Origin of the sequence: Thermopolyspora sp. NPDC052614 (assembly GCF_040678635.1) — a bacterium.
GTDB lineage: Bacteria > Actinomycetota > Actinomycetes > Streptosporangiales > Streptosporangiaceae > Thermopolyspora.
Genome location: NZ_JBFATZ010000012.1, coordinates 99,696 through 121,176 on the forward strand (window position 1 = coordinate 99,696; position 21,481 = coordinate 121,176).

A 21,481-nucleotide genomic window follows, 5' to 3' on the forward strand; every position below is an offset into this window, starting at 1 on the left:
CGACGACCTGATGCGATTCGGCGGACCGGGATCAGGGCTCGGCGTTGCGGTCGAGGCCGAGGGTGGCGATGAGATCCTCGTGGAGCTCGAACCAGACGCGATGGCAGGAGTCGATGTCGGTGCGGTCGATCCAGCCGCCGTCGCCCGCCCGGGCGCGTCGCAGCGCCGCGCTGAAGCGGGCGTCGTAGCCGCAGAACCGGAGGAGTACGTCGTCGAGGCGGTCCGCGAGCGGGGCGAGGGCGCGGTCGATCGCGCCGAGTTCGTCGAGGACCGCGGCGTCCCAGGCGGGGTCGGAGTGATCGTTGGCGGCGAGCGGGTCGCCGGAGGCGGGGCGGAGCTGCCAGTCGGTGCACGCCTTCTGCAGGCGGGCGTTGAGCGGGAGGAATTCCCGGTAGACGGCACGGACCTCGTCGGCGGCGCCGACGCTCGCGAGTTCGGCCGCGAGCCGGCGCTCGTTCTCCGCCCGGCCCGCCTCGGTCAGCGACCAGCCCTGGAGGTCGGCGAAGCCCGTGTGCGTCACCCAGCCGCGCGCCTCGGCGTCACGCAGCGCCTCAAGGGTCTGCCCGGGATCGAGATCGAAGCGGTGGGCGATCGCGGGGGTGTCGGCGTACCCCTTGATGCGGACGCTGTGCAGGACCAACAGGTCGAGCGGGGAGTTCTGGGTCACGGGTCGCCACCTTGTCGGGCCGTCAGTCGGTTGTAGTGCTGCTGGCATGCCTGCGGGGAGTTGAACCCCATCGCGTCCGCGATCTGCGCCCAGGTCAGGCCCGCGCTCCGGGCGGTGAGGAGCAGCCCGGCCTCGAGTTCCTCGACCTCGGCGCGTGCGGCGGGCAGGAGCGCGAGCGCGGCGAGGAGATCCTCGGGGGCCGTGCGCGCGGACCGCCAGAGCGCGAAGTGCGCGAGATCCACCGCCGACGGCGGGATGGGCGCCGGACGCCAGGGGCGGGCGGGGAGCTCGTCCGCGCCGAGGGCGAGCAGGCGGTCACGCGCGTCCTGCTCGCGACGCGCCCGAGCATGATCGGCGTACGCGGAGTGAGCGGGGTGAGCGGGGTCGTGCTTGCGGTGCATGCGGCCGATCCTGGAGAATCAACGAATTGTTGTCAACATTTCGTTGAAGGAATCCGGTTGATCGTCGCGCTCAGGGACGCCGTCGCGGACTCCGGCGGAGGCAAGGCCGGCTCGCTCGGCACGCTGCTGCGCGCGGGTCTGCCCGTGCCCGACGGCTTCGTCATCCCGTTCGACGTCTATCGCCTCGCGCTCGGCGATCCGCGCCGCGCCCCATCGGCCGACCCGGACGCGGTACGGCGAGCGATCCAGGCCCTTGCGCTGCCGGATGGCCTCCTCGGCTCCCTCGCGTACGGACTCGACCGGCTCGGCGGCGGTCCGGTGGCCGTGCGCTCGTCGGCGGCCGGCGAGGACACCGCGCGGGCGTCGGCGGCCGGGCAGCACGAGAGCGTGCTCGCCGTCCACGGCCTCGGCGCGGTCGCCGACGCGGTCCGCACCTGCTGGGCCTCGCTGTACACCGCACGCGCCGTCCACTACCGCAGCGCCTCCGGCGAGCATCCGCCGAACGGCGAGCCGGCGATGGCCGTCCTCGTCCAGCGCCTCGTGGACGCCGAGGTCTCCGGGGTCATGTTCACCCCCACGCGCCCGGACGGCCCGACCGAGATCGAGGCGTCCTGGGGCCTCGGCCCCAGCGTGGTCGGCGGCATGGTCACCCCGGACGCCTACCGCGTCGCCGCGGACGCGTCGGTCACCCGCACCGTCGCGGACAAGCGGATCCGCCTGGACCGGGACGGCACCCGCCTCGTGACGCGCGACGTCCCCACCGCCGACCGCGACCGGCCGTCGCTCGACCACGCGACGGCCACGCGACTCGCCCTGCTCGGCCGGGAGGTCGCCGCCGTGCTCGGCGGGCCGCAGGACATCGAGTGGGCGCTCGCCGACGGACGCGTCTGGATCCTGCAGGCCCGGCCGGTCACCGCCGCTCCCCAACCGGCGCCTCGCGGTGCCCCGGCCGCCGTACCGGCGACGCTGCGCGGCGCACCGGGCAGCCGCGGAACCGTGACCGGCACGGCCAGGGTCGTCCGCGGGCCCGGCGACTTCGCCCGGGTGCGTCCGGGCGACATCCTCGTCTGCCCCCATACCGACCCGAGTTGGACGCCGTTGCTGCGCATCGCCTCCGGTGTCGTCACCGAGACCGGCGGGGTGCTCTCCCACGCCGCGATCGTCGCCCGTGAGCGCCGCATCCCCGCCGTACTCGGCGTCCCTGGCGCGACGACCCGGATCCGCGACGACACCACCGTCACCATCGACGGCGCCGCCGGGACCATCACGACGGGGCTCACCTCCGCGCAGGAATCGGGCGGGTAACCCGGTGGCCTCTCCGGCCTCCCCGTCGAAGCGCTCGCCGTGACCGCCGTACCTAGTCGGCCTGCGCGCTGAGCGGGGCCGCGATCGCTTCGAGGCCCTTTCGTTCGGCGGCGATGCCGAGGACGAGTTCGACGAGACCGGCCACGATCATGACGGTGGCGCCGATGGCGAAGGCCAGGGCGGTGTCGCCGGGGTTTCCGCTCTCCACCAGGTTCGCGAAGATCAACGGGCCGGAGATGCCGCCGACCGCGGTGCCGATGGCGAAGAAGAACGCGATCGCCATCGCCCTGGTCTCCATCGGGAAGATCTCGCTGACGGTGAGGTACGCCGAGCTCGCCCCCGCCGAGGCGAAGAACAGCACCACCGACCAGCAGGCGGTCAGCGTCACCTCGTTGAGCATGCCTTGATTGAACATCCAGGCCGTGACGAGCAGCAGCGCGCCGGAGAGGACGTACGTCCCGGAGATCATGGGTGTGCGGCCGACGCTGTCGAACAGCGGCCCCAGCAGCAGCGGCCCGAGGAAGTTGCCGACGCAGATCACCGCGAAGTAGTAGCCGGTGTAGGTGTCGATGTCGTAGAACGTCGACAAAATCTGCGCGTACCCGAACGTGATCGCGTTGTAGAGGAACGCCTGCCCGACGAAGAGCGAGAAGCCGAGCACCGTGCGGCGGGGGTAGCGGGCGACCATGGTGTGCGCAATGCGGCCGAAGCCGATCGAGTGGCGCTGGTGGATGGTGATCGTCTCACGGGGGCGCTCCAGCCGCATGCCGGTATCCCGTTCGACCTCCGCCTCGATGCCGGCGACCAGTTCGTCGGCCTCCCGGTCCCGGCCGTGGATGAACATCCAGCGGGGCTTCTTCCTGTGCCGTTTCCTCACCGGATTCGGCATCGGCGGAGAGTACGCGGCGATCAACTCGGCGATCGACGAGCTGATCCCGAGCGACCACCGGGGCAGGATCGACATCATCATCAACGGCAGCTACTGGCTCGGCGCGGCGGGCGGCGCGCTGCTCACCGTGCCGCTGCTCAACGACTTCCCGATCAACGTCGGCTGGCGGATGGCGTTCGGGCTGGGCGTCGTGCTCGGCGTGGCGATCCTGCTCGTACGGCGGCACGTTCCGGTCCAGTGCCATCGGGACCACGGTAAACGATCAAGCCGAGCGGGGACGTCAGTCTGAATCGTCCCGGTTTCTACCGCACTCATCTCCCACCTCGCCGCCGCCACTACCCGCGGCGACCGGCCGTATGCCCTCGACTTCGATCACCGCGGGTCGCCGGGCGCGTCCGGGCGATCCTCGGTCGGGCCGGTGACGACGCCGCCCGCAACCCCCTGTGGATCAAGGGATGGCCGAGTTTTTCCACAGGCCGTGCGTCACCTCTGTCTGATGGGCGTGTTAGGGGTTACTAATCGGGTTATGGACGCCGACGCCCCAGCCCACCGCGAACGCCGTGGTCTGCCTTCCGCGCTCGCCCTGACCGTGGCGTCGGCGCTGCTGTGGGGCGTGGCCCACCTGTTCGCCGGGCGGTCCAGGGTCGGCGTCGCGCTGCTCGCGTCGCAGACCGCCCTGTTCGGGGCGGTGCTGGCCGGGGTGACCGCGCTGCGGTTTCGCCTGGTGTCGCTCGCCGTGCAGCCGGGGTGGCTCACCGGGCTGATCCTCGCGCTGGCGCTGGTCGGCGCGGTCTGGGCGGCCGTGGTGGTCCTCTCCTACCGGGCGGTGCGGCCCCCCGGGACCGGCGGCGCGGGCCGGGTGGCCGCGCGCCTGGTCGTCGGCGCGCTGTGCGTGCTCGTCATCGCGCCCTTCGCCTACGCCGCGCGGGTCGCCTACGTCTCGCGCGACGTGCTCACCACGCTGTTCGCGGCGGGCGGGGACGAGCAGGCCGAGGATCCGTGGCGCGGCCGGTCGCGGGTGAGCATCCTGCTCGTGGGCGCGGACGCGGCCAGGAACCGGCCCGGTGCCCGCACCGACAGCATGACGGTCGCCACCATCGACACCCGTGACGGCCGGACCGTGCTGTTCGGGCTGCCCCGCAACCTGGAGCGGGTGCCGATGCCCGACGGCCCGGCGCGTCGCTGGTTCCCCTACGGCTTCACCGGCGACGGCACGGCCCGCACCCCCGGCCTGCTCAACGAGGTGTACCAGTGGGCCGAGGACCACCCCGCCATCGTCCCGGGCGTGCCCGACGGTCGCCGGGGCCCCACCCTGCTCAAACAGACGGTCAGCGGCATCCTCGGCATCCCCGTCGACTACTACGCGGTGATCGACATGAAGGGCTTCCAGAATCTCATCGACGCCATCGGCGGCGTGGTCATCACCGTCAAGTCCGACATCCCGTACGGCAGGCAGGGGCACGTGCTGCCCGCAGGCACCCGCCGCCTGTCCGGCAAGGAGGCCCTCTGGTACGGCCGCTCCCGCAGCGACAGCAGCGACTACGTTCGCATGGCCAGGCAGAAGTGCCTGCTCCACGCCGTCGCCCGGCAGGCCGACCCGGCTCTCGTGCTGAGCGGCTTCGAGCGCATCGCCGACGCCGCCAAGCGCTACGTCTCCACCGACATCCCACGCAGCGTGCTCCCGGCCCTCGTCGACCTGGCGGTCAAGGCCGGCGACTCGAGCATGACGAGCCTGCAGTTCGTCCCGCCGCTCATCGACACCGCCGCCCCCGACTGGCACCTGATCCGCCGCAAGGTCTCCGACGTCCTCTCCCCCGCCCGCCCGCGGCACTCCCCCAGGGCACCGGCCACGCCCGCCCCGTCCCCCGCGCCCGACGCCCCGGTCAGCCTCGACACGTTCTGCGTCTGAGGAGCGGCTGTGGCACCGGCACCGCCCCGGAGTTCACTGCCCCGGAGTTCACCGTCCCGCCCGCCCGCGGCGCGGGTGTGCGTCTCGGCGGAGATCCACAGGTCACGGCACACGTGGATGAACTCGGCCGCACGGGCATTGATGGGGACACGTGGCCGTCGCTCCGCTTAGGGCGATTTGTGGGAGACTGCCGCTCTGCTGGTGTTGGCGTGTCGCCCGTGAAGGGGCTTGCGGATGGGTACACCTGGCCACTTGGTCGTTAATCGGTACCGTCTGGTAAGAGCGTTGGGGCAGGGCCGCATGGGCACCGTGTGGGAGGGGCACGACACCCTTCTCGACCGGGCGGTGGCGGTCAAGGAGGTCGTGCCGCCGCCGGGGCTGGGCATCAAAGGGCAGGCCGAGTTCATCCGGCGGATCACCCTCGCCGCGAGCGCGGCGACCCGCGTCACCAACCGGAACCTCGTGGCCGTCTACGACGTGGCCGAGGACGACGAGCGGCCGTGGGTGGTCATGGAGCTGCTGCCGTCCCGCGCGCTGGGGGCGATCGTGGCCAACGACGGCCCGCTGCCGCCCGAGCGGGTCGCGCAGATCGGACGCCGGGTGCTCGACGGGCTGTCCGCCGGGCACGCCGCGGGCCTGATCCACGGCGACGTCCGGCCGGCCAACGTGCTGATCGGGTACGAGGGCCGGATCGCGCTCGCCGACCTCGGCGTACCGGTGACGGACGGGGTTCCGCCCTTCCGCGCGCCCGAGGGGGCGCACAAGGGCCGGGCCGCCGACCTGTGGTCCCTGGGCGCGACCCTCTACACCGCCGCCGTGGGCACGCCCCCGGAGTCCGCGGCCGACGTCGAGCGGGCGCCCGCCGTACTGCGCCCGGTGCTGGGCGGGCTGCTGACCGAGGATCCCGCCTTACGGATCAAGGCCGCGCAGGCCGACATGATGCTGGAGGCGATCGCCCCGCCCGAGCCGCCCCCCGCGCCCCCCGCGCGGACCAAACGCGGCAAGGCGGCCCGCGCGACGCGGGCATCCGGGCGATCGGCCGCCCCGCCGACGATGACGCCGGGGCCGCGACCGACGACCCGGCCAACGGCCGCGACCCCATCGACGGACCGAGCGGCGCCCCGATCGGTGGGCCGATCGCCGTACGAACCGGTGACGCCGTCGGGATCGCGGTCCGAGTCAGAGCCGGGTGTGGGGCCGGGTGTGGAGCCAGATGCGGGGCCGGGTGTGGGGCCGGGTGTGGGGCCGGGTGTGGGGCCGGGAGCGGCGTCGGTGACGAGCTCCGGCACGCTCGCGACGCACGCGGAATCGCAGCCTGAAGAGAGATCAACGCATGCGAAGACGGGGTCGGCGCCGCTGCCAGGCGACACGGGCGTGTCCGTACGGCTGGGCGCCGCCCCCGCCGCGCCCTCCGGTACGGGCCGGCGGCGGGGATCGCGGGGCAAGCTGATCGCGGCCATCACCGGCGGCGCGCTCATCGTCGCGGCGATCAGTGGATGGGTTCTGCTGCGCCCCTCCGCCACGTCCCAGGCCGCCCCCGGTCCCTCGGCGTCCGCCGCCACGCCCACCGGCGCGCCCGTCAGCCCCACCCCGACCGCGCCCGCCCGCTTACCCCTCAAGTGGTACAAACCCGGCACAGGCTGGGAGGCCGCGGTCCCCCGCGGCTGGAAGCGTGAGGACCACGCCGACTACCAGGAATGGTCGGCCCCGGACGGCACGGGTCACTTCAGGGTCAGCGTCATCGACTGGGGCGGCCAGGACCCGCTCATCGTGCTGCAGGACGCCGAGTCGAACGTGTCCGCGTCCGTCAGGTCCTACCGCAAGGTCCGGATGGAACGCATCAAGTTCAAGGACGCCCAGGCCGCCGAGTGGGAGGCACGCTGGAGGGCCTCCGGTCTCCCGCTCTACCCCTGGGCGGTCAAGGGCACCGTCTATCACGAGCTCCGCCGCGTGATCTGGACCGGTAAGACCACCACGATCCTGACCTGGATCACCCCCGACGACCAGTGGGCGGCCCTCCGCCCCACCATGCGCGCCGCCTTCCGCCTCTACCGCGTCCCCGAAGGGGATCTCCTCCCCGCCCGGTAACCCGAAGACACCTGAAACCACCCGGACCCGGCTGAACCCGACCACACCCATCTGAACCCACCTGAAACCATCTGAACCCATCTGAACAGCGTCAACAGCGCCGCCGCACTCCCCGATCTAGTGGGAACACGGCGGCGTTTCGTGTGTGCGCGGGTCGCGAACGTGGCATGATTGTCGGCGCAGACACTTGCAATGATTTTCATTCTCGGATTGGATCGGGGACGTGAGGGTTGCCTTCGTGGGCAAGGGCGGCAGCGGCAAGACGACGCTGTCGTCGCTGTTCGCCAGATTCGCAGCGGTCGAGGGGGGTGCCGTCGTCGCCATCGACGCCGACATCAACCAGCACCTCGGGCTGGTGCTCGGGCTGGAGCACGATCGGCTGCCGGAGCCGCTCGGCGGCCACCTGACCGAGATCAAGGATTATCTGCGCGGCGACAACCCGCGCATCCACTCCGCCGCGGCGATGGTCAAGACCACGCCGCCGGGCCGCGGCTCCCGGCTGGTTCGGCTCGACGACCCGTTCTTCCAGGGCGGGTTCTGCGTACGGGCCGAGGGGCTGAGCCTGATGGTCACCGGCCCGTTCGCCGAGGAGGACCTCGGGGTCGCGTGCTACCACTCCAAGGTCGGCGCCGTCGAGCTCTACCTCAACCACCTGGTGGACGGGCCGGGCGAGTACGTCGTCGTCGACATGACGGCGGGCGCGGACTCGTTCGCCTCCGGGCTGTTCACCCGCTTCGACCTGACCTTCCTCGTCGCCGAGCCCACCCGGCAGGGCGTCGGCGTCTACCGGCAGTACCGCGAGTACGCCGCGGACTACGACGTGCCGATCGCGGTCATCGGCAACAAGGTGCAGGACGAGGGCGACGTCGCGTTCCTGCGCGACCACGTGGGGGACGATCTGCTCGTCTGGCTGGAGCACTCCCCCGCGGTCCGCGCGATGGAGCAGGGTCGCCCGTTCACGCTCGGCGACCTGGAGCCGGCAAACCGCGAGGCGCTCGCCACGATGCTGCGCCGCCTCGACGACCAGCCCAAGGACTGGGAGAAGTTCGGCCGGCAGGCGGTGGAGTTCCACCTGCGCAACGCCGAGGCGTGGGCGAACCGCGCGACCGGGGAGGACCTCCGTGCCCAAGTCGACCCCGACTTCACCTTCGGTCCCGTCCCGGCCGGATCCCCCGCATGACCGCCGGGCGGACGGGCCAAATGTCACACTCCAGGCCAAAACAGGCACCATCGGCGTCATCCACAACAAAGGAACGATTGCCGCGCAAGGGGGCGCACGCCTTGCCTTCTCGTCCGACGAGTGTCGCCTCAGGGTGCCTGGAGCCGGTCCCGTATGCCGCCTAGCGTCGAAGCCATCCCCTCACCCATGTCAATGCGAGAGGAGCACGCCATGTCGCTGACCGTCCCGAGTGATCTGCTCGAGCGGGCACAGGCCGGGGAGGTGGACGACGACGCGTTCGTCGCCTGCGTCCGCGACTCACTGCCGTACGCCTGGTCGTTAATCAGCGGCCTGGTCGAGGAGCGCGACCGGAGCGGCGCGGAGTTCGCCGACAACCAGGTCCCGCCCCCCGACGAGGCCGCCCGCGGCCAGTTGCTGCGCTGCATGGCCAGCGACGCCATGCGGGGAGCGCTGGAACGCCACTTCGGCGTGCGGCTCGCCTTCCAGAACTGCCACAGGGTCGCCGTCTTCGCGCCGACGGCCACCGAGGCGCACGCCGAGTTCGTCACCCCCCGCGCGCAGATCCTCAACCAGAAGCCGGAGTTGGTGGACTGCTGAGCGCATCGGGCGGCGTGTCCGGCGGCCCAGCCCCTCAGGTCGCCGGGCACGCCGCCCGCACGTCGCGGGCGGCTCACGCCTCGCCGTGAGCCCCCGTGAGCCCCTGTGAGCCGCCGCGTCAGCGGGCGCCGCCGTTGATGTAGAGGGTCTGGCCGCTGACGTACGAGGCGTCGTCGGAGGCGAAGAAGGCCACGACGGAGGCGACCTCCTCCGGACGGCCGACGCGGCGCAGCGGCGTGTTCGCCGCGGCGAGGGACTGGTGTTCCTCCGGGGTGACGCCGACCCGGATCGCCGTGGCCGCCGTCATCGGCGTGTCGATGTACCCCGGCGCGACGGCGTTGACGCGGATCCCGAAGGGGCCCAGCTCGATCGCCATCGTGGCGGTGAGCCCCTGGATGCCCGCCTTGGCCGCCGCGTAGTTCGCCTGGCCCCGGTTGCCGAGCGCCGAGCGGCTCGACAGGTTGACGATCGCGCCCGACCGCTGGGCGACCATGTGCTTTTGCACCGCGCGGGAGACCAGGAAGACGCTTTTGAGGTTCACGTCGATGACCCGGTCCCAGTCATCCTCGGACATCTTGAACAGCAGATTGTCGCGCGTCATCCCGGCGTTGTTCACCAGCACGTCGATGCGGCCGAACTCGCCGATGACCGCCTCGACCATCGCGTCCACCCGTGCCGGGTCCGACACGTCGCAGTCGACGGCGATGGCCGTACCGCCCGCCTGCCTGATCTCCGCGAGGACGGGGGCGCAGCGCTCGGCGGTCAGATCCGCCACGGCGACCGCGGCGCCCTCGGCGGCGAGCCGCCGGGCCGTGGCGGCGCCGATGCCCTGGGCCGCGCCGGTGACCAGCGCGTACCTGCCCTGAAAACGCGGGGAAAGTGGTGTGGACACGGGTGCCTCCTTGGCGCGGGGTCGGCGTGACCCTCGAATGTAGCGAACGGACCGCCGGGTTCCCCCGTGGGAATTCGCCCTGTGGAAAAAGGCGAGAAGCCGCCTTCTTCGTGAAGCGGGGGTTTGTCGGCTACCCAGGTTGCGACGTCTGAAGCGACTCGACGGGCTCAAGGTCCATGGCGATCAAACGCGCCGAGACGTGGATCGCGCGCAGCGTGGCGGCGACCGAGGGGCGGTGCAGGCTGGAGGGGCGCACGACCGCCTGCACCTCCCGGCTGATCGGGCTGCCGGGAAGCGCCCGTACGGCGATGCCGCGAACCCCCGCCGCCAGCGCCAGCGCGGGCACGGCCGCGATGCCGAGCCCTTTGGCGACCAGGCCGAGAATCGTGCTCAGCCCCTCGAACTCCCACGCCACCGGCTGGGCCCCGCCGACGTCGGCGAGCAGCCGGTCCACCGCCAGCCGCGACGGCTCCCCGTCGGGGGTGGCCATCCACGGCTCGTCGCGCAGCGCGTACAGGTCGAGCGGCACCTGCGGGTCGGCCATCGGGTGCCGCCGGGGCACCACGAGCACGAGGGGGTCGCGCAGCAGCGGGAAGACCTGCAGGTTCTCCTGCGTGCGTGAGCGGCCGTACCAGTCGTCGACGAGCGCGATGTCCACCTCGCCGGACTGCACCTCGCGGATGCCGCGCCCGGAGCGGCTCTGCCGCAGGCGCAGGGTCAGCTCCCGGTGCCGGCGCAGCGCGCGGGCGACCGCCGGGGCGAAGGCGACGGCCGCCGTGGGGAAGGCGGTGACGACCACCCGGCCGCTGGGCGTGGAGGCGTGCGCGGACAGGTCCGATTCGGCCTCCTCGACCAGCGCGAGGATGCGTTCGGCGTGTGCGACGAGGCGGCGTCCGGCCTCGGTGAGCTCGGCGCTGCGCGAGGTCCGGTCGAGCAGCGCCGTGCCCGCCTCACGTTCCAGCGTCGCGAGTTGTTGGGAGACCGCAGACGGCGTGTAACCCAGCGCGGCGGCCGTCGCGGCAATGCTCCCCCTTCGGGCGAATTCACAGATCAGAGACAGCCGACGGATATCTAGCATCAGGAAAGCTTACGCCTACCCTCGCTATCTTTCGCTTGTGCTTATGCCTACGGGACCGCAGTCTGGGAACGGTTCACAGAGCTTGGAGGATTTGCGATGAACATCACCCTTTCTGCCACTTTAGCCGCGAATGAGGAAATCGCCCGAAGGCGCACGGCGGGAGAGCGGGTGCTGCACATGGCGTTCGGGGAGGCAGGACTTCCGGTCCACCCCTCGTTACGCGAGCGCCTGGAGAAGTCGTCGGCGCACAACGGGTACGGCCCGGTCGCCGGCGCGCCCGATCTGCGCCAGGCGGCGGCCGGATACTGGGAACGGCGCGGCCTGCCCGTCGACGCGGATCTCGTGGTGTGCGGGCCCGGCAGCAAGCCGCTGCTGTACGCCCTGCTCCTGGCGTTGGGCGGGGACATCGTGCTGCCGATGCCGAGCTGGGTGAGCTACGCGGCGCAGGCCGACCTGATCGGGGTGCGCCCGCTGCTGGTGGAGCCGCCGCCGGGTCAAGGCGGGGCGCCCGACCCGGACCGGGTGGTCGAGGTGGTCCGCGAGGCGCGGGCGCAGGGCCGCACGGTGCGGTCGATGCTGGTCACCCTGCCCGACAACCCCACCGGACTGCTGCCCACGCCCGACACCGTGCGCAAGCTGGCCGAGGTGGCCCGCGAGCTCGACCTGATCATCATTTCCGACGAGATCTACCGCGACCTGGTCCACAACCCGCTAACCGCCTGCCTCAGCCCGGCCGACCTCGCCCCCGAACGCACCGTGATCACGACCGGCCTGAGCAAGAGCCTGGCCCTGGGCGGGTGGCGCATCGGCGTGGCCCGTCTCCCCGACGGGGCGTACGAACTGCGGGCGCGCATGCTCGCCATCGCCAGCGAGATCTGGTCCAGCCCGGCCGCCCCCGTACAGCAGGCCGCCGCCTACGCCTTCACCGAGCCGGCGGAGCTGGTCGCCCGGATCGCCGACAGCAGGCGGTTGCACGGCGCCGTCGTCCGGGCGGTGACCGAGCGGTTCATGCGCGCCGGGGCCACGGTGAGCATGCCGCAGGGCGGCTTCTACCTCTACCCCGACTTCGGCTTCCTCGACGGCTTCCGCACCTCGGAGGAGTTCGCCGCCACCCTGCTCGACCGGTACGGCGTGGGCGTGCTCCCGGGCAACGCCTTCGGCGACCGGCCACAGGCCCTGCGGGTGCGGGTGGCGACCAGCATGCTGTACGGCGAGAGCACCCAGCAGCGCCTGGCCGCGCTCAACGCCCGCGACCCCCTGACCCTGCCGTGGATCGCCGAGTCCCTCGACCACCTCGACGAGGCGCTCGCCGGAATCACCGGGGCCGCCGCGACCCGTCCGGCGCGGGACGCCGCCCCGAGCCGATCGTTCTTCTCCGCACCGGCCGTGGCGCCCGCCTGACCCTCGAAACACGCCCGCCGACGATGCGCGGACCCCTTCCCACTCCGACCGAGTTCTGACCGGGCCACGACTGGGCCCCAACTGAGCCCCGACTGAGCCCCAGAGAGCACTGGGCCGGGACGTCGGGCGGAGCATGCCGAACGGCCCGTTCAGGTCTCCCCCCCGGGATCTGAACGGGCCGTGGTTGGCCGATTGTTCAATTATTCGATCGTGGCCGCGCCTCGTCGCGCGCGCCGGACGCCATGCTCAGGCGTGTGAGGGACTAGAACTTGGCGAAGTAGACCGGCTTGAAGTCGCCGCACCGGGTCGGGTAGTGGGAGAACTTGCCGATCTGGCAGACCTGGGCCTTGACCCCGTCCACGTGGAACTTCCAGAAGTCGAAGTGGCGGGGAGCCTTGTCGGCGCCGCACCAGCGGTAGGTCGGGCCGGTCTTCCACTTGAAGCCCGGGTCGCCCAGGTGGTGGACCTTGAAGGTCACGTAGGCGCACTTGCCGCCCTGGTCGAAGGTCCGGTAGTCGAGGTCGTACAGGTCGCCCTTGACGTTGACCTTGTTGGTGTCGTGGTGCGGGTTCCACTTGACGAACACCGAGCCCTTGACCTTGGCCTTGAAGTTCGCCGAGAAGTACGGCCCGTAGTAGTCGAACTCGGTCGTCGTGCTGCTGCCCCCGGCGGTCGAGGCGCTGGCGCTGGTGGCCAGGGCCGGGACGCCCAGGGCGACGATACCGGCGGCGGCGGTCACACCGAGCAGGGTGCGGATGGAGCGACGCATTTCATTCTCCCCGTTGAACTATGAGGTGCTGTGGGATCGTGGTGCTTGCCCCCGTCGGGCTTGCACACCAATTGATAGGGGGCATCGCCTGCAAGGCGCTTGCACCGGATCCGCACCCGCTTACAGATCGCTGTAGTCCGACATGCAGCCATCACCCGGACATATCGCCATGATCGACGCGACGCGGAGTCGCCGCCGTACCCGGGCCGGAGTCGCCGCAGAAGGAGGATCAGCAGGTCACGCGTGGTTCGCTACCGAGGCCGGGAAACCACGGGTCCGCCATCACGACCGGCCCATGCGTCTTCACCCGCTGGTTCAGGACAGCGGTAGACGGTGGGAGACATGGAAAGTCCTCCGCGGACACCCCTAGCCGCGGAGGACTGACGACCGTGAAGGTCCTTGGGGTCCGGCCGTCGACGCAGGCGTTCGCCGCCATCCCCGACCGGGCCGTACCGGCGCAAATGCCGGTACGCCGGTCCGGGAGCGCCCGGACCGGGAATATCGTGTCGGCGTGGCCGCCCCCGTAGGGACCACGCGCGCTTGATGACAACAATCCCTGATCTCGCTTAATGCCGGATCAATGGCGGATTAATGCTTCGACCGACGGTCCGCGCCGTGTCTAGGGGGTGGGCAATGTGGGGAACTATGATTTGGTGACAATCGGGTCCACAGGCGGAGACAACTGAGAATGGCCGGTCAGGGTGGGGGTCAGGGGCTGCGCTTCACCATTCTCGGGCCCGTGCAGGCCTGGCGGGACGGCGAGGAGTTCGACCTCGGCACGCCGCTGCAACGCTCCATCCTGGCGATGCTGCTGCTGCGGGAGGGCCGCGCCGTCACGCCCGGCGAGATGATCGACGCCGTCTGGGGCGAGGGCGCGCCGCCGCGCGCGCTCGGCGCCCTGCGCACCTACATCTCCCGGCTGCGCAACGTGCTGGAGCCCGGCCGTTCCCCGCGCTCCCGCCCCGAACTGCTCACCTCGGTGGGGCGCGGGTACGCCCTGCGCCTGGGCGCGGGCACGCTCGACCTGGTCGAGTTCGAGCGCTCGTGCGCCGCCGCGGAGTCGGCCAGGCGTGCGGGACGCGTCGAGGAGGCCGCCGAGATCCTCCGCTCGGCGCTCGACCTGTGGACCGGGGAGCCGCTGGCCGGCGCGGTCGGACCGTACGCCGAGAACCAGCGGGAGCGGCTGATCGAGCGGCGCATCACCGTGCTCGAGACGCTGGCGGACCTGGACCTGGAGCTCGGGCGGCACGCGGAGCTCGTCGCCGAGCTGCGGGCCCTCACCGGCGAGCATCCGCTGCGCGAGCGGCTGCGCGCCCAGCTCATGCTCGCCTACTACCGCTGCGGGCGGCAGGCCGAGGCGCTGAACGTCTACACCGAGACCCGGCACGCGCTCATCGAGGAGCTGGGCATCGAGCCCGGCCCCGAGCTGACCGCGCTGCAGCAGCGCATCCTCGCCGCCGACCCGACGCTGATGGCCCCCTCCCGCACGCCCGTGCCGCAGGCCCGGCCCGCCGACGGGAGCCGGGCCGCCTCCGCAACGCCCACAATGGTCTCCGACGCCTCGCGGACCACGGCCTCCGGCCCGGCCGCCGTCGGGACGCCGGGAGACGAGGCGGTGGCGACGGTCGGCGGGGACGCGGCGGGCGGCGGCGCGGGCGCGCCGCGGGCGGCCGAGCCGGAGCCGGTGGCCGAGCTGCCGCGCCCGGCGCAACTGCCCCCCGCCGTCGGCGACTTCACCGGGCGCAAGGAGCTGGTCAACCGGCTGCGTACGCTGCTGACCAGCCCCGTCGGGAACGAGGGCGTGCCCGTCGCGGCGATCTCCGGCATCGGCGGCGTGGGCAAGACCGCGCTCGCCGTACACGTCGCCCATCTGGTCCACGACCGGTTCCCCGACGGGCAGCTCTACGCCGACCTGCGCGGCTACGGCGAGGATCCGATCGCCCCGGAGACCGTGCTCGCGGCCTTCCTGCGCGGCCTCGGCATGCCGATGGACATCATCCCCGAGAGCGCGGCCGAGCGGGCGGCGCTGTTCCGGTCGCTGCTCGCCGACCGGCGCATCCTCGTCCTGCTCGACAACGCGCGGGACGCGGCGCAGGTGACGCCGCTGCTGCCCGGTTCGCCGGGCTGCGCGGCGATCGTCACCGGCCGCAGCAAGCTCGCCGACCTGCCCTCGGCCCGGCTGGTCGATCTCGACGTGATGGAGCCGGAGGAGGCGCTGAGCCTGTTCGCCGCCGTCGCGGGGCCCGAGCGGGTCGCCGCCGAGCGCGCGGCGGCGATGGACGTGGTCGCCGCCTGTGGATTCCTTCCGCTCGCGGTGCGCATCGTCGCCGCCCGGCTGGCCGCGCGCCCGGCCTGGACGGTCGCCTCGCTCGTGCCCCGGCTCGCCGACGAGCGGCGTCGGCTGGACGAGCTCAAGGTCGGCAACCTCGCGGTCAGCGCGACCTTCGCCCTCGGGTACCACCAGCTCGAACCCCGGCAGGCCCGGGCGTTCCGGCTGCTGTCGCTGCCGAGCGGCTCGGCCATCTCGGTGCTCGCCGCCGCCGCCGTGCTCGGGCAGAGCCCGATCGAGACCGAGGACGTGCTGGAGTCGCTGGTCGACGCCAGCCTGCTGGAGGCTCCGGCGCCCGGCCGCTACCGCTTTCACGACCTGCTCAAGCTCTTCGCCCGGCGGCAGGCCGAGCAGGCCGAGGACCCCGCGGCCACCGCTCAGGCGCTGCGCCGGCTGCTCGGGTTCTATCTGGCCTCCGCTCAGGCGGCGCACCGGCTGGCGTACGAGGGAAGCATGGTCGCCGACCGCCTGTCGTCGCCGGGCGCGGTGACGGGACGCACCTTCGCCTCGGCGGACGAGGCCGTGGAGTGGCTGGCCGTGGAGGGCGAGGACATGTTCGCCGCGATCGGGCAGGTCACCGAGCCCGAAGGGCCCGGGGGACCCGGCGGTTTCCTCGGCGGGCCTGATGGCGAGGCCCGCCCGGAGACGCCGGTGGCGTCGCTGCTGCCCGCCGCCGACCTGCTGGTCGCGATGGAACCGCTGCTGGAAGCGGGCACGTACGCCCGCGAGTTCGACCAGCGCACCCGGGCCGTGCTCGCCGCCGCCCGCGCGGCGGGCGACCCGGCGAGCGAGCTGCGCTGCCACTACGTGCTCGGGCGGGTGCTGTTCGGGGCGAACCGGCTGGACGAGTCCGAGGAGCAGTTCCGCGCCGCGCTCGACCTGACGGGCAGCACCGGGGACCCGATCCTCACCGGCGAGATCTTCAACGGGCTCGCCGTGGTCGCCGGTCGCAAGCGCCGCCATGAGGAGGCGCTGGCCTGGTTCGACGCGGCGCTGAAGGCGTACCGGGAGATCGGGGCGCCGGCGGGCGAGGCCCTGGTGCTCAGCTACTCGGCCCGGGATCACCTGGGGCTCGGGCACCCGGAGGAGGCGATCGCCGCCGCCGAGCGCGGCCTGACCATCTTCACCGAGATCGGCAGCGGGGCGGGCATGGCCCGGGCCCGGTACCACCTGGGCATCGTGCTGTCCCACGTCGGCCGGTTCAGCGAGGCCGTGGTGCATCATGCCGAGTGCCTGGACTTCTTCCGCGCCAGCAGGCAGCGGGTCTGGGAGCAGCGGGTGTGCTGTCGGTTGGCCGAGACGTTCATCGCCGCCCGGCGCTACTCCGACGCCGCCCGGCACGCCGAGCAGGCCCTCGCGGTCAGCAAGGAGATCGCCCACCCGTACGGCGAGGCACTGTCACTGGCCGTCCTCGGCAAGGCCCTCATCGGCCTCGGCAGTTCCCACCGCAGCCGCGACTGTCTGCGCCGCGCGCACGACATCTTCCGCCGCCTCGGCGCCCCGGAGGCAGACGATCTACGCGCCTTACTCGAACGCGACGAAGTGGGGAGCTGACGCGTTCGCGACGTCGCGGGCACGGGTGGCAGGTGCGACGGCGTCCGGCGCGCCCGTGACGGGCGCGCGTCAGCCGAACGCACCGGTGGCGAACGTGTCCGTGCCGGACTCGCCCATGACGGCCGCGCCCGTACCCGATGCGCCCGCGATCCGGGTGCTCGTGCCGGACGCGCCGGTTGCGAACGTGTCCGTGCCGGACTCGCCCATGGTGGCCGTGCCTCTCCCGTACCCGTCTGCGGGGAATGCGCCGGTGGCGCAGAGGTCGAGGGTGCCGGCGTCGTCGTGACCGGGGACGTCGAGCCCCGCGAACAGGTCGTCGTCCAGCCGCGTCATCCAGAAGTGGTTGATCACTGTCGCTTCCCGGTGCTCGCCAACAGGAGACCGCAATGGTCGTCCGGCCGGCCGCCCGACCACCGCCCGGCGCCATGGGGCCCGGGTGCGTTCCGGTGCGCCTAACGGTGGCAGCCGCCTCACAACGACGGCCGACCGGACTTTCGGGGCGATCCAACCCCCTGAATCGCGCCCAAGGTCACCATCCCGCAGCCCGGTCAACGTCGAATCAATGATCGGTTGCGGGCCTCGCGACCTCGAAGAACCCCTCGGCGATCAGCCCGCGCAGGCCGTCGGCGCCGCCGATCACGGCGTCCCGCTCCGCGCCGGTGAGCTCGGCGATGGCGGCCAGCAGCGGTCCGAGCGGCAACTCGCCGTCGCACACTCCGGCGAGCGCCGCCTCCACCGTGCCGACCTCGGCGCTGCGCCGCAGACCCCGCGTCTGCCGCAGCACGATGCGGGCGGGATCCTCGGCGCCCGGCGGGCCGATCCGCTCCTCAAGCACGTCCGGCCGGGTCACCAGCGACGCGTCAAGCAGTTCCTGCGGACCGAGCCGATGAGCCGTGGTGATCGCGTCGAGCATCTCGTCCACATATGCCCCGACCGGCTGCTCGACCGGCGAGGTGAGCTCCTCCACGCGTACCACGGGATCGAGGGAGCCCCCGTCGCGCAACGTGATCCAGCCGAAGCCGACCCCGGTCACCCCGAGCGACTCCAGCCACCCCAGCCACTCGTCGTAGCGTTCCCGATAGGCGGGCGTGCCCTGCTCGGCGGAGTCGCGCAGCCACAGCTCGACGTACTCCGCCGGGTCCTGCACATCCCGCTGTACGGCCCAGCCGTCACACCCGGTCGCCGCGAGCCACCCGCCCACGCGATCCCGCCAGTCCTCCCCCTTGACGTGCAGCCAGTTGGCGAGGATCTGGAAATGTCCGCCCGGGTTGAGATGGCGCGGCGCGGCGGCCACCAGCTCGCGGCAGAACCCGTCGGCCTCGGCCCCCGTCTCCCGATACGCGAACCGCCCACGCGGCGAGATCACGAACGGCGGGTTGCTGACGATCAGGTCGAACCGCTCCCCCGCCACCGGCTCGAACCCCGAGCCGATCCGCGCGTCCGCGTCCGCCACCTTGCCGGACACGCCCGACAGCGCCCAGCTCAACCGGGCCAGTTGCAGCGCCCTGGGGTTCACGTCCGTCGCCGTGATCCGCTCGGCGCGATCGGCCAGGTGCAGCACCTGTACGCCGCAGCCGGTGCCGAGGTCGAGCGCCGTGCCGACCGGGCGGCGGACGACCAGGTGGGCCAGGTTCGCCGAGGCGCCGCCCGCGCCGACCACGTGGTCCTCGCGCAGCGCCGGGTCGCCGGGCCGTACCTTGCGGTCGGAGACGAGGTGGCCGCCCGTCTCCCAGGGCTGCAGGTGGACGGCGGCGCGGACGTCCTCGCCGTCGCGTTCGAGCAGGCCCGCCGCTACCAGCTCGGCCGCGGGCAGGCCGGTGCGCCGCTCGGGGACGGGCAGACCGAGCCACCACAGCCGGATCAGGGCGGCGAGCGGGTCGAGCTCGCGCGTGGCCCGGACGGCGGGCACGAGCTCTTCGCGGGCGAGCGCGGTGGCGGCGGTGTCGCCCAGGCGCTCGCGTACGCCGTCGATCGTGTAGTTCGCCTCGGCGAGCCGGTCGCGAAGCCTTGTCAGCAGGTCGGGCGGGACGTTCACGGCTGGGAATCTATCGTCCGCAGCCGCCTTCAAGTGACCTTCAAGTGGTGTCCGCTATCCATGGTCCTGTACGACACCCATGCCGCCGCCACACGCCGAGGACCGTGCTCGATGTTGATTCCCTGCTTCGCCTGCTGGTCGCGTTTTGGCCCTGATGAGTACTTCGCCGCGTGCCATGACTACCACCGCGGCAAGGATCTGGTCGCGTGGACATGCCCACGATGCGGCAATCGCGATGAACTGCGCGTGTTGCCCGGCGAACTGGGCTTCGGCTACCCGGCCGGTAGGCGGTTCCAGGTGCTCGACCGCTACCGGGTGCCGGGCCTGCGCCGACGCCGCGCCGACCTGCGGCTGGACATCAGCCTGGACAAGAAGGTCTGGCGGGTCCCCACCCGCGCCAAGCAGGCGGCCGCCTGCTGAGCCGCTCGGCCATCCGCCGACCGCCGTCGCGATCACGCCGCTCGGCCGCGCCCGGCTCAGCGCTCCTCGTCCTCGTGCGGCTCCCGCAGGCTGTGCCAGGCGGCGACGCCCAGCTCCTTGATGTCCTCCGGGGTGGGCTGGTAGGCGCCGGCGAACCACAGCCGGCACATCTCGTACGCCGGGCCCAGCCACAGCACATAACACATGCTGGAGGAGACGGGCCGCAGCACCCGGGCCTTCATGTGCGGCCGCCACCAGTCCGCCACCTGGCGCAGCATGGCGCGGCGGGCCTCGCCCACCTCGGGGCCGCCGGGCTCCTCCCGGCGCGGCGGGCGCTCGCTGATGAGCAGGCGGGCCCGCTCGGGGTGCTCGCGGCACCAGTTCATGTGCATCGCGACGATCGCCTCGATGCCCGACCGCGCGTCGTCGTGCCGGAGCAGCTCGCCGAGGAACGCGTCGTAGTACATCCGCTGAATGTCGGCGTACAGAACGCCGAAAACGTGTTCTTTGCTGGCGAAGTGATGGTAAAAACTACCTACGCTGACTCCGCTCTCCTGTCGGAGGCTGGCCAGCGTGGTGGCCGACACACCGTCTCGGCTGAAGCGCCGCAGGGCGCCTTCGATGATCCGGGTACGGCCGTCACGGCCCGTCTTCGCGTTCGTCACGCCGTCAATGGTGGCGCAACAGAACCTTATTCTGCAAATGTCGGCACCAAGCCGGAGATACGGGCCCTGACCTCGACCGTTCCCGAGCTCACCCGCATCGCGGCGTCGGGCCATTGGCGGCGGACCATGGTGAGCACCCGGCGGTTCTCGCCCATGACATCCATGCCGAGTTCGGCGATCCCACACGCCGCCGCGCGCAGCACCAGCCGCTCGACGAGCCGCCTGCCGATCCCCCGGCCCTGCCACTCGTCGGTCACCACCACCGCGATCTCGGCCACGCCCGCCGATCCCGGCGTGGTCGTGTGACAGCTCATGGCGTGCCCGATGATCTCTTCGTCGGTCGCGCCGGGCCGTACGGCGACCAGGGCATGGCGCCGCTCGTCGCGAGCGATCATGGCGCGGACCAGCGAGGCCGCGGGCCGGGGAACGCCGGCGAAGAACCGGAGCGTCTGGGTACGCAGGGACAGGCCGAGGATGAAGTCGCGTATCCGGCGCTCGTCGTCCATGCGAGCGGGGCGGATCTCCACCGCCGCGCCCGCCTTGATCGCCTCCGCCTCACCGGGTGCGAGGGAGGTGCGCGGGATCGCTCCGGCCCGCTGAAGCTGAGTTTGATCCATAGACTCAGATGATGTCGGATCCATCTGAGTATGTCAACTAGACTCAGGTTGTCTGGAAGGACCGGGGAAGGGGTCTTACCATTTGGACATGACCCGGACAGAGCTGCAGGCCGACCCAGGGCGGACAGACAACGAGCCGGGCACGGACGAGCCGTCCGCGCCGACCCGTGAGTCCGGCGCGGTCGAACGGTTGCGATACTCCACCGACAACTGCTCGATCGCCCGCACCATCGGCGTCGTCGGCGAGAAGTGGACCTTCATCGTGCTGCGCGAGGCGTTCAGCGGCATCCGCCGGTTCGCCGACTTCCAGGTGGCCACCGGCGCGCCCCGCCAGGTGCTCAGCGCCCGCCTCGGCCGCCTCGTCGAGGAGGGCCTGCTGCGCAAGACGCCCTACCAGGAGCCCGGCCAGCGCCAGCGCTACGAGTACCGCCTCACCGAGAAGGGCCTCGACCTCTACCCCATCATGATCGCCCTGATGCACTGGGGCGACCGCTACATGGCCGACCCCGAGGGCCCCTCGGTCGTCGTCACCCACCGCGGCTGCGGCGCGCCCGTCAGGCAGTACTTCCGCTGCGACGAGGGCCACGAGGTCGGCGGCCCCCGCGAGGTCTCCCCGCGGCCCGGCCCGGGCGCACGCATCGCCTGACAAGGCCTCACGAGCCCGTACGGCTCCCGCCCCCGCGGG

At 72.1% G+C, this 21,481-nt stretch carries 20 protein-coding genes; 10 read left to right on the plus strand and 10 right to left on the minus strand.

Features of this window, described 5'->3' with window-relative positions:
* Nucleotides 1-31: 31 nt before the first annotated feature.
* Both AB0K60_RS24615 and AB0K60_RS24620 read right to left on the minus strand, forming a co-directional pair.
* On the minus strand, nt 32-667 hold the full coding sequence (locus AB0K60_RS24615; protein WP_364059394.1) for a transcriptional regulator: 636 nt from the start codon (nt 665-667) through the stop codon (nt 32-34).
* The gene (locus AB0K60_RS24620; RefSeq protein ID WP_364059397.1) at nt 664-1,068 is read right to left on the minus strand and encodes a DNA-binding protein; all 405 of its coding nucleotides are present in this window, start codon (nt 1,066-1,068) and stop codon (nt 664-666) included. Before AB0K60_RS24620 ends, AB0K60_RS24615 begins: the two co-directional genes overlap by 4 nt.
* A 57-nt stretch (nt 1,069-1,125) precedes the next feature.
* On the opposite strand from AB0K60_RS24620, the gene AB0K60_RS24625 reads away from it, so the two are divergent.
* Nucleotides 1,126-2,373: a PEP/pyruvate-binding domain-containing protein gene (locus AB0K60_RS24625; protein ID WP_364059400.1), complete on the plus strand. Its 1,248-nt coding sequence runs from the start codon at nt 1,126-1,128 to the stop codon at nt 2,371-2,373.
* A 52-nt stretch (nt 2,374-2,425) separates the two neighbouring features.
* Here AB0K60_RS24625 and AB0K60_RS24630 read toward each other — a convergent pair whose 3' ends face one another.
* Nucleotides 2,426-3,217, minus strand: a complete 792-nt coding sequence (locus AB0K60_RS24630; RefSeq protein WP_364059403.1) for an MFS transporter — start codon at nt 3,215-3,217, stop codon at nt 2,426-2,428.
* Between AB0K60_RS24630 and AB0K60_RS24635 the strand changes: the two genes are divergently transcribed.
* From AB0K60_RS24635 to AB0K60_RS24655, 5 genes are all read left to right on the plus strand, one after another.
* Complete coding sequence (locus AB0K60_RS24635; protein WP_364059406.1) at nt 3,210-3,551, plus strand: MFS transporter; 342 nt, start codon at nt 3,210-3,212, stop codon at nt 3,549-3,551. The genes AB0K60_RS24630 and AB0K60_RS24635 overlap by 8 nt on opposite strands.
* Nucleotides 3,552-3,788: 237 nt before the next feature.
* Entirely contained in the window at nt 3,789-5,171 is a 1,383-nt protein-coding gene (locus AB0K60_RS24640) for an LCP family protein (protein WP_364059409.1), read from the plus strand.
* Between the two features lie 234 nt (nt 5,172-5,405).
* Entirely contained in the window at nt 5,406-7,259 is a 1,854-nt protein-coding gene (locus AB0K60_RS24645) for a protein kinase (RefSeq protein WP_364059412.1), read from the plus strand.
* 223 nt (nt 7,260-7,482) lie between these two features.
* On the plus strand, nt 7,483-8,439 hold the full coding sequence (locus tag AB0K60_RS24650) for an ATP-binding protein (protein ID WP_364059415.1): 957 nt from the start codon (nt 7,483-7,485) through the stop codon (nt 8,437-8,439).
* Between the two features lie 210 nt (nt 8,440-8,649).
* Complete coding sequence (locus tag AB0K60_RS24655) at nt 8,650-9,036, plus strand: SCO5389 family protein (RefSeq protein ID WP_364059418.1); 387 nt, start codon at nt 8,650-8,652, stop codon at nt 9,034-9,036.
* Nucleotides 9,037-9,154: 118 nt separating this feature from the next.
* Here the strand turns inward: AB0K60_RS24655 and AB0K60_RS24660 are convergent, their stop codons facing one another.
* Entirely contained in the window at nt 9,155-9,928 is a 774-nt protein-coding gene (locus AB0K60_RS24660) for a glucose 1-dehydrogenase (RefSeq protein WP_364059421.1), read from the minus strand.
* Between the two features lie 130 nt (nt 9,929-10,058).
* Nucleotides 10,059-11,006, minus strand: a complete 948-nt coding sequence (locus AB0K60_RS24665; RefSeq protein WP_364059424.1) for a LysR family transcriptional regulator — start codon at nt 11,004-11,006, stop codon at nt 10,059-10,061.
* Nucleotides 11,007-11,102: 96 nt separating this feature from the next.
* Between AB0K60_RS24665 and AB0K60_RS24670 the strand changes: the two genes are divergently transcribed.
* The gene (locus AB0K60_RS24670; protein WP_364059427.1) at nt 11,103-12,407 is read left to right on the plus strand and encodes a pyridoxal phosphate-dependent aminotransferase; all 1,305 of its coding nucleotides are present in this window, start codon (nt 11,103-11,105) and stop codon (nt 12,405-12,407) included.
* Nucleotides 12,408-12,669: 262 nt separating this feature from the next.
* On the opposite strand, the gene AB0K60_RS24675 is transcribed toward AB0K60_RS24670, so the two are convergent.
* A complete protein-coding gene (locus AB0K60_RS24675; protein WP_364059430.1) occupies nt 12,670-13,176 on the minus strand; it encodes a hypothetical protein in 507 nt (168 codons plus the stop codon).
* 688 nt (nt 13,177-13,864) lie between these two features.
* Here AB0K60_RS24675 and AB0K60_RS24680 point away from each other — a divergent pair.
* Nucleotides 13,865-17,059, plus strand: coding sequence for a BTAD domain-containing putative transcriptional regulator (locus AB0K60_RS24680; protein WP_364059433.1), 3,195 nt, complete (start codon nt 13,865-13,867; stop codon nt 17,057-17,059).
* A gap of 69 nt (nt 17,060-17,128) precedes the next feature.
* On the opposite strand, the gene AB0K60_RS24685 is transcribed toward AB0K60_RS24680, so the two are convergent.
* Together AB0K60_RS24685 and AB0K60_RS24690 are read right to left on the minus strand one after the other, a co-directional pair.
* The gene (locus AB0K60_RS24685) at nt 17,129-17,410 is read right to left on the minus strand and encodes a hypothetical protein (RefSeq protein ID WP_364059436.1); all 282 of its coding nucleotides are present in this window, start codon (nt 17,408-17,410) and stop codon (nt 17,129-17,131) included.
* 208 nt (nt 17,411-17,618) lie between these two features.
* Nucleotides 17,619-19,094, minus strand: a complete 1,476-nt coding sequence (locus tag AB0K60_RS24690; protein WP_364059439.1) for a methyltransferase — start codon at nt 19,092-19,094, stop codon at nt 17,619-17,621.
* Between the two features lie 111 nt (nt 19,095-19,205).
* Here AB0K60_RS24690 and AB0K60_RS24695 point away from each other — a divergent pair, with 111 nt between their 5' ends.
* Nucleotides 19,206-19,514 carry a hypothetical protein gene (locus tag AB0K60_RS24695; protein ID WP_364059442.1) on the plus strand — a complete coding sequence of 103 codons (309 nt, stop codon included), beginning with the start codon at nt 19,206-19,208 and terminating at the stop codon, nt 19,512-19,514.
* A 56-nt stretch (nt 19,515-19,570) separates the two neighbouring features.
* Here AB0K60_RS24695 and AB0K60_RS24700 read toward each other — a convergent pair whose 3' ends face one another.
* Both AB0K60_RS24700 and AB0K60_RS24705 read right to left on the minus strand, forming a co-directional pair.
* Complete coding sequence (locus tag AB0K60_RS24700) at nt 19,571-20,179, minus strand: TetR/AcrR family transcriptional regulator (protein WP_364059445.1); 609 nt, start codon at nt 20,177-20,179, stop codon at nt 19,571-19,573.
* A gap of 26 nt (nt 20,180-20,205) precedes the next feature.
* Nucleotides 20,206-20,796: a GNAT family N-acetyltransferase gene (locus AB0K60_RS24705; RefSeq protein WP_364059448.1), complete on the minus strand. Its 591-nt coding sequence runs from the start codon at nt 20,794-20,796 to the stop codon at nt 20,206-20,208.
* An 88-nt stretch (nt 20,797-20,884) separates the two neighbouring features.
* Between AB0K60_RS24705 and AB0K60_RS24710 the strand changes: the two genes are divergently transcribed.
* On the plus strand, nt 20,885-21,442 hold the full coding sequence (locus tag AB0K60_RS24710; protein WP_364059451.1) for a helix-turn-helix domain-containing protein: 558 nt from the start codon (nt 20,885-20,887) through the stop codon (nt 21,440-21,442).
* Nucleotides 21,443-21,481: the final 39 nt, after the last annotated feature.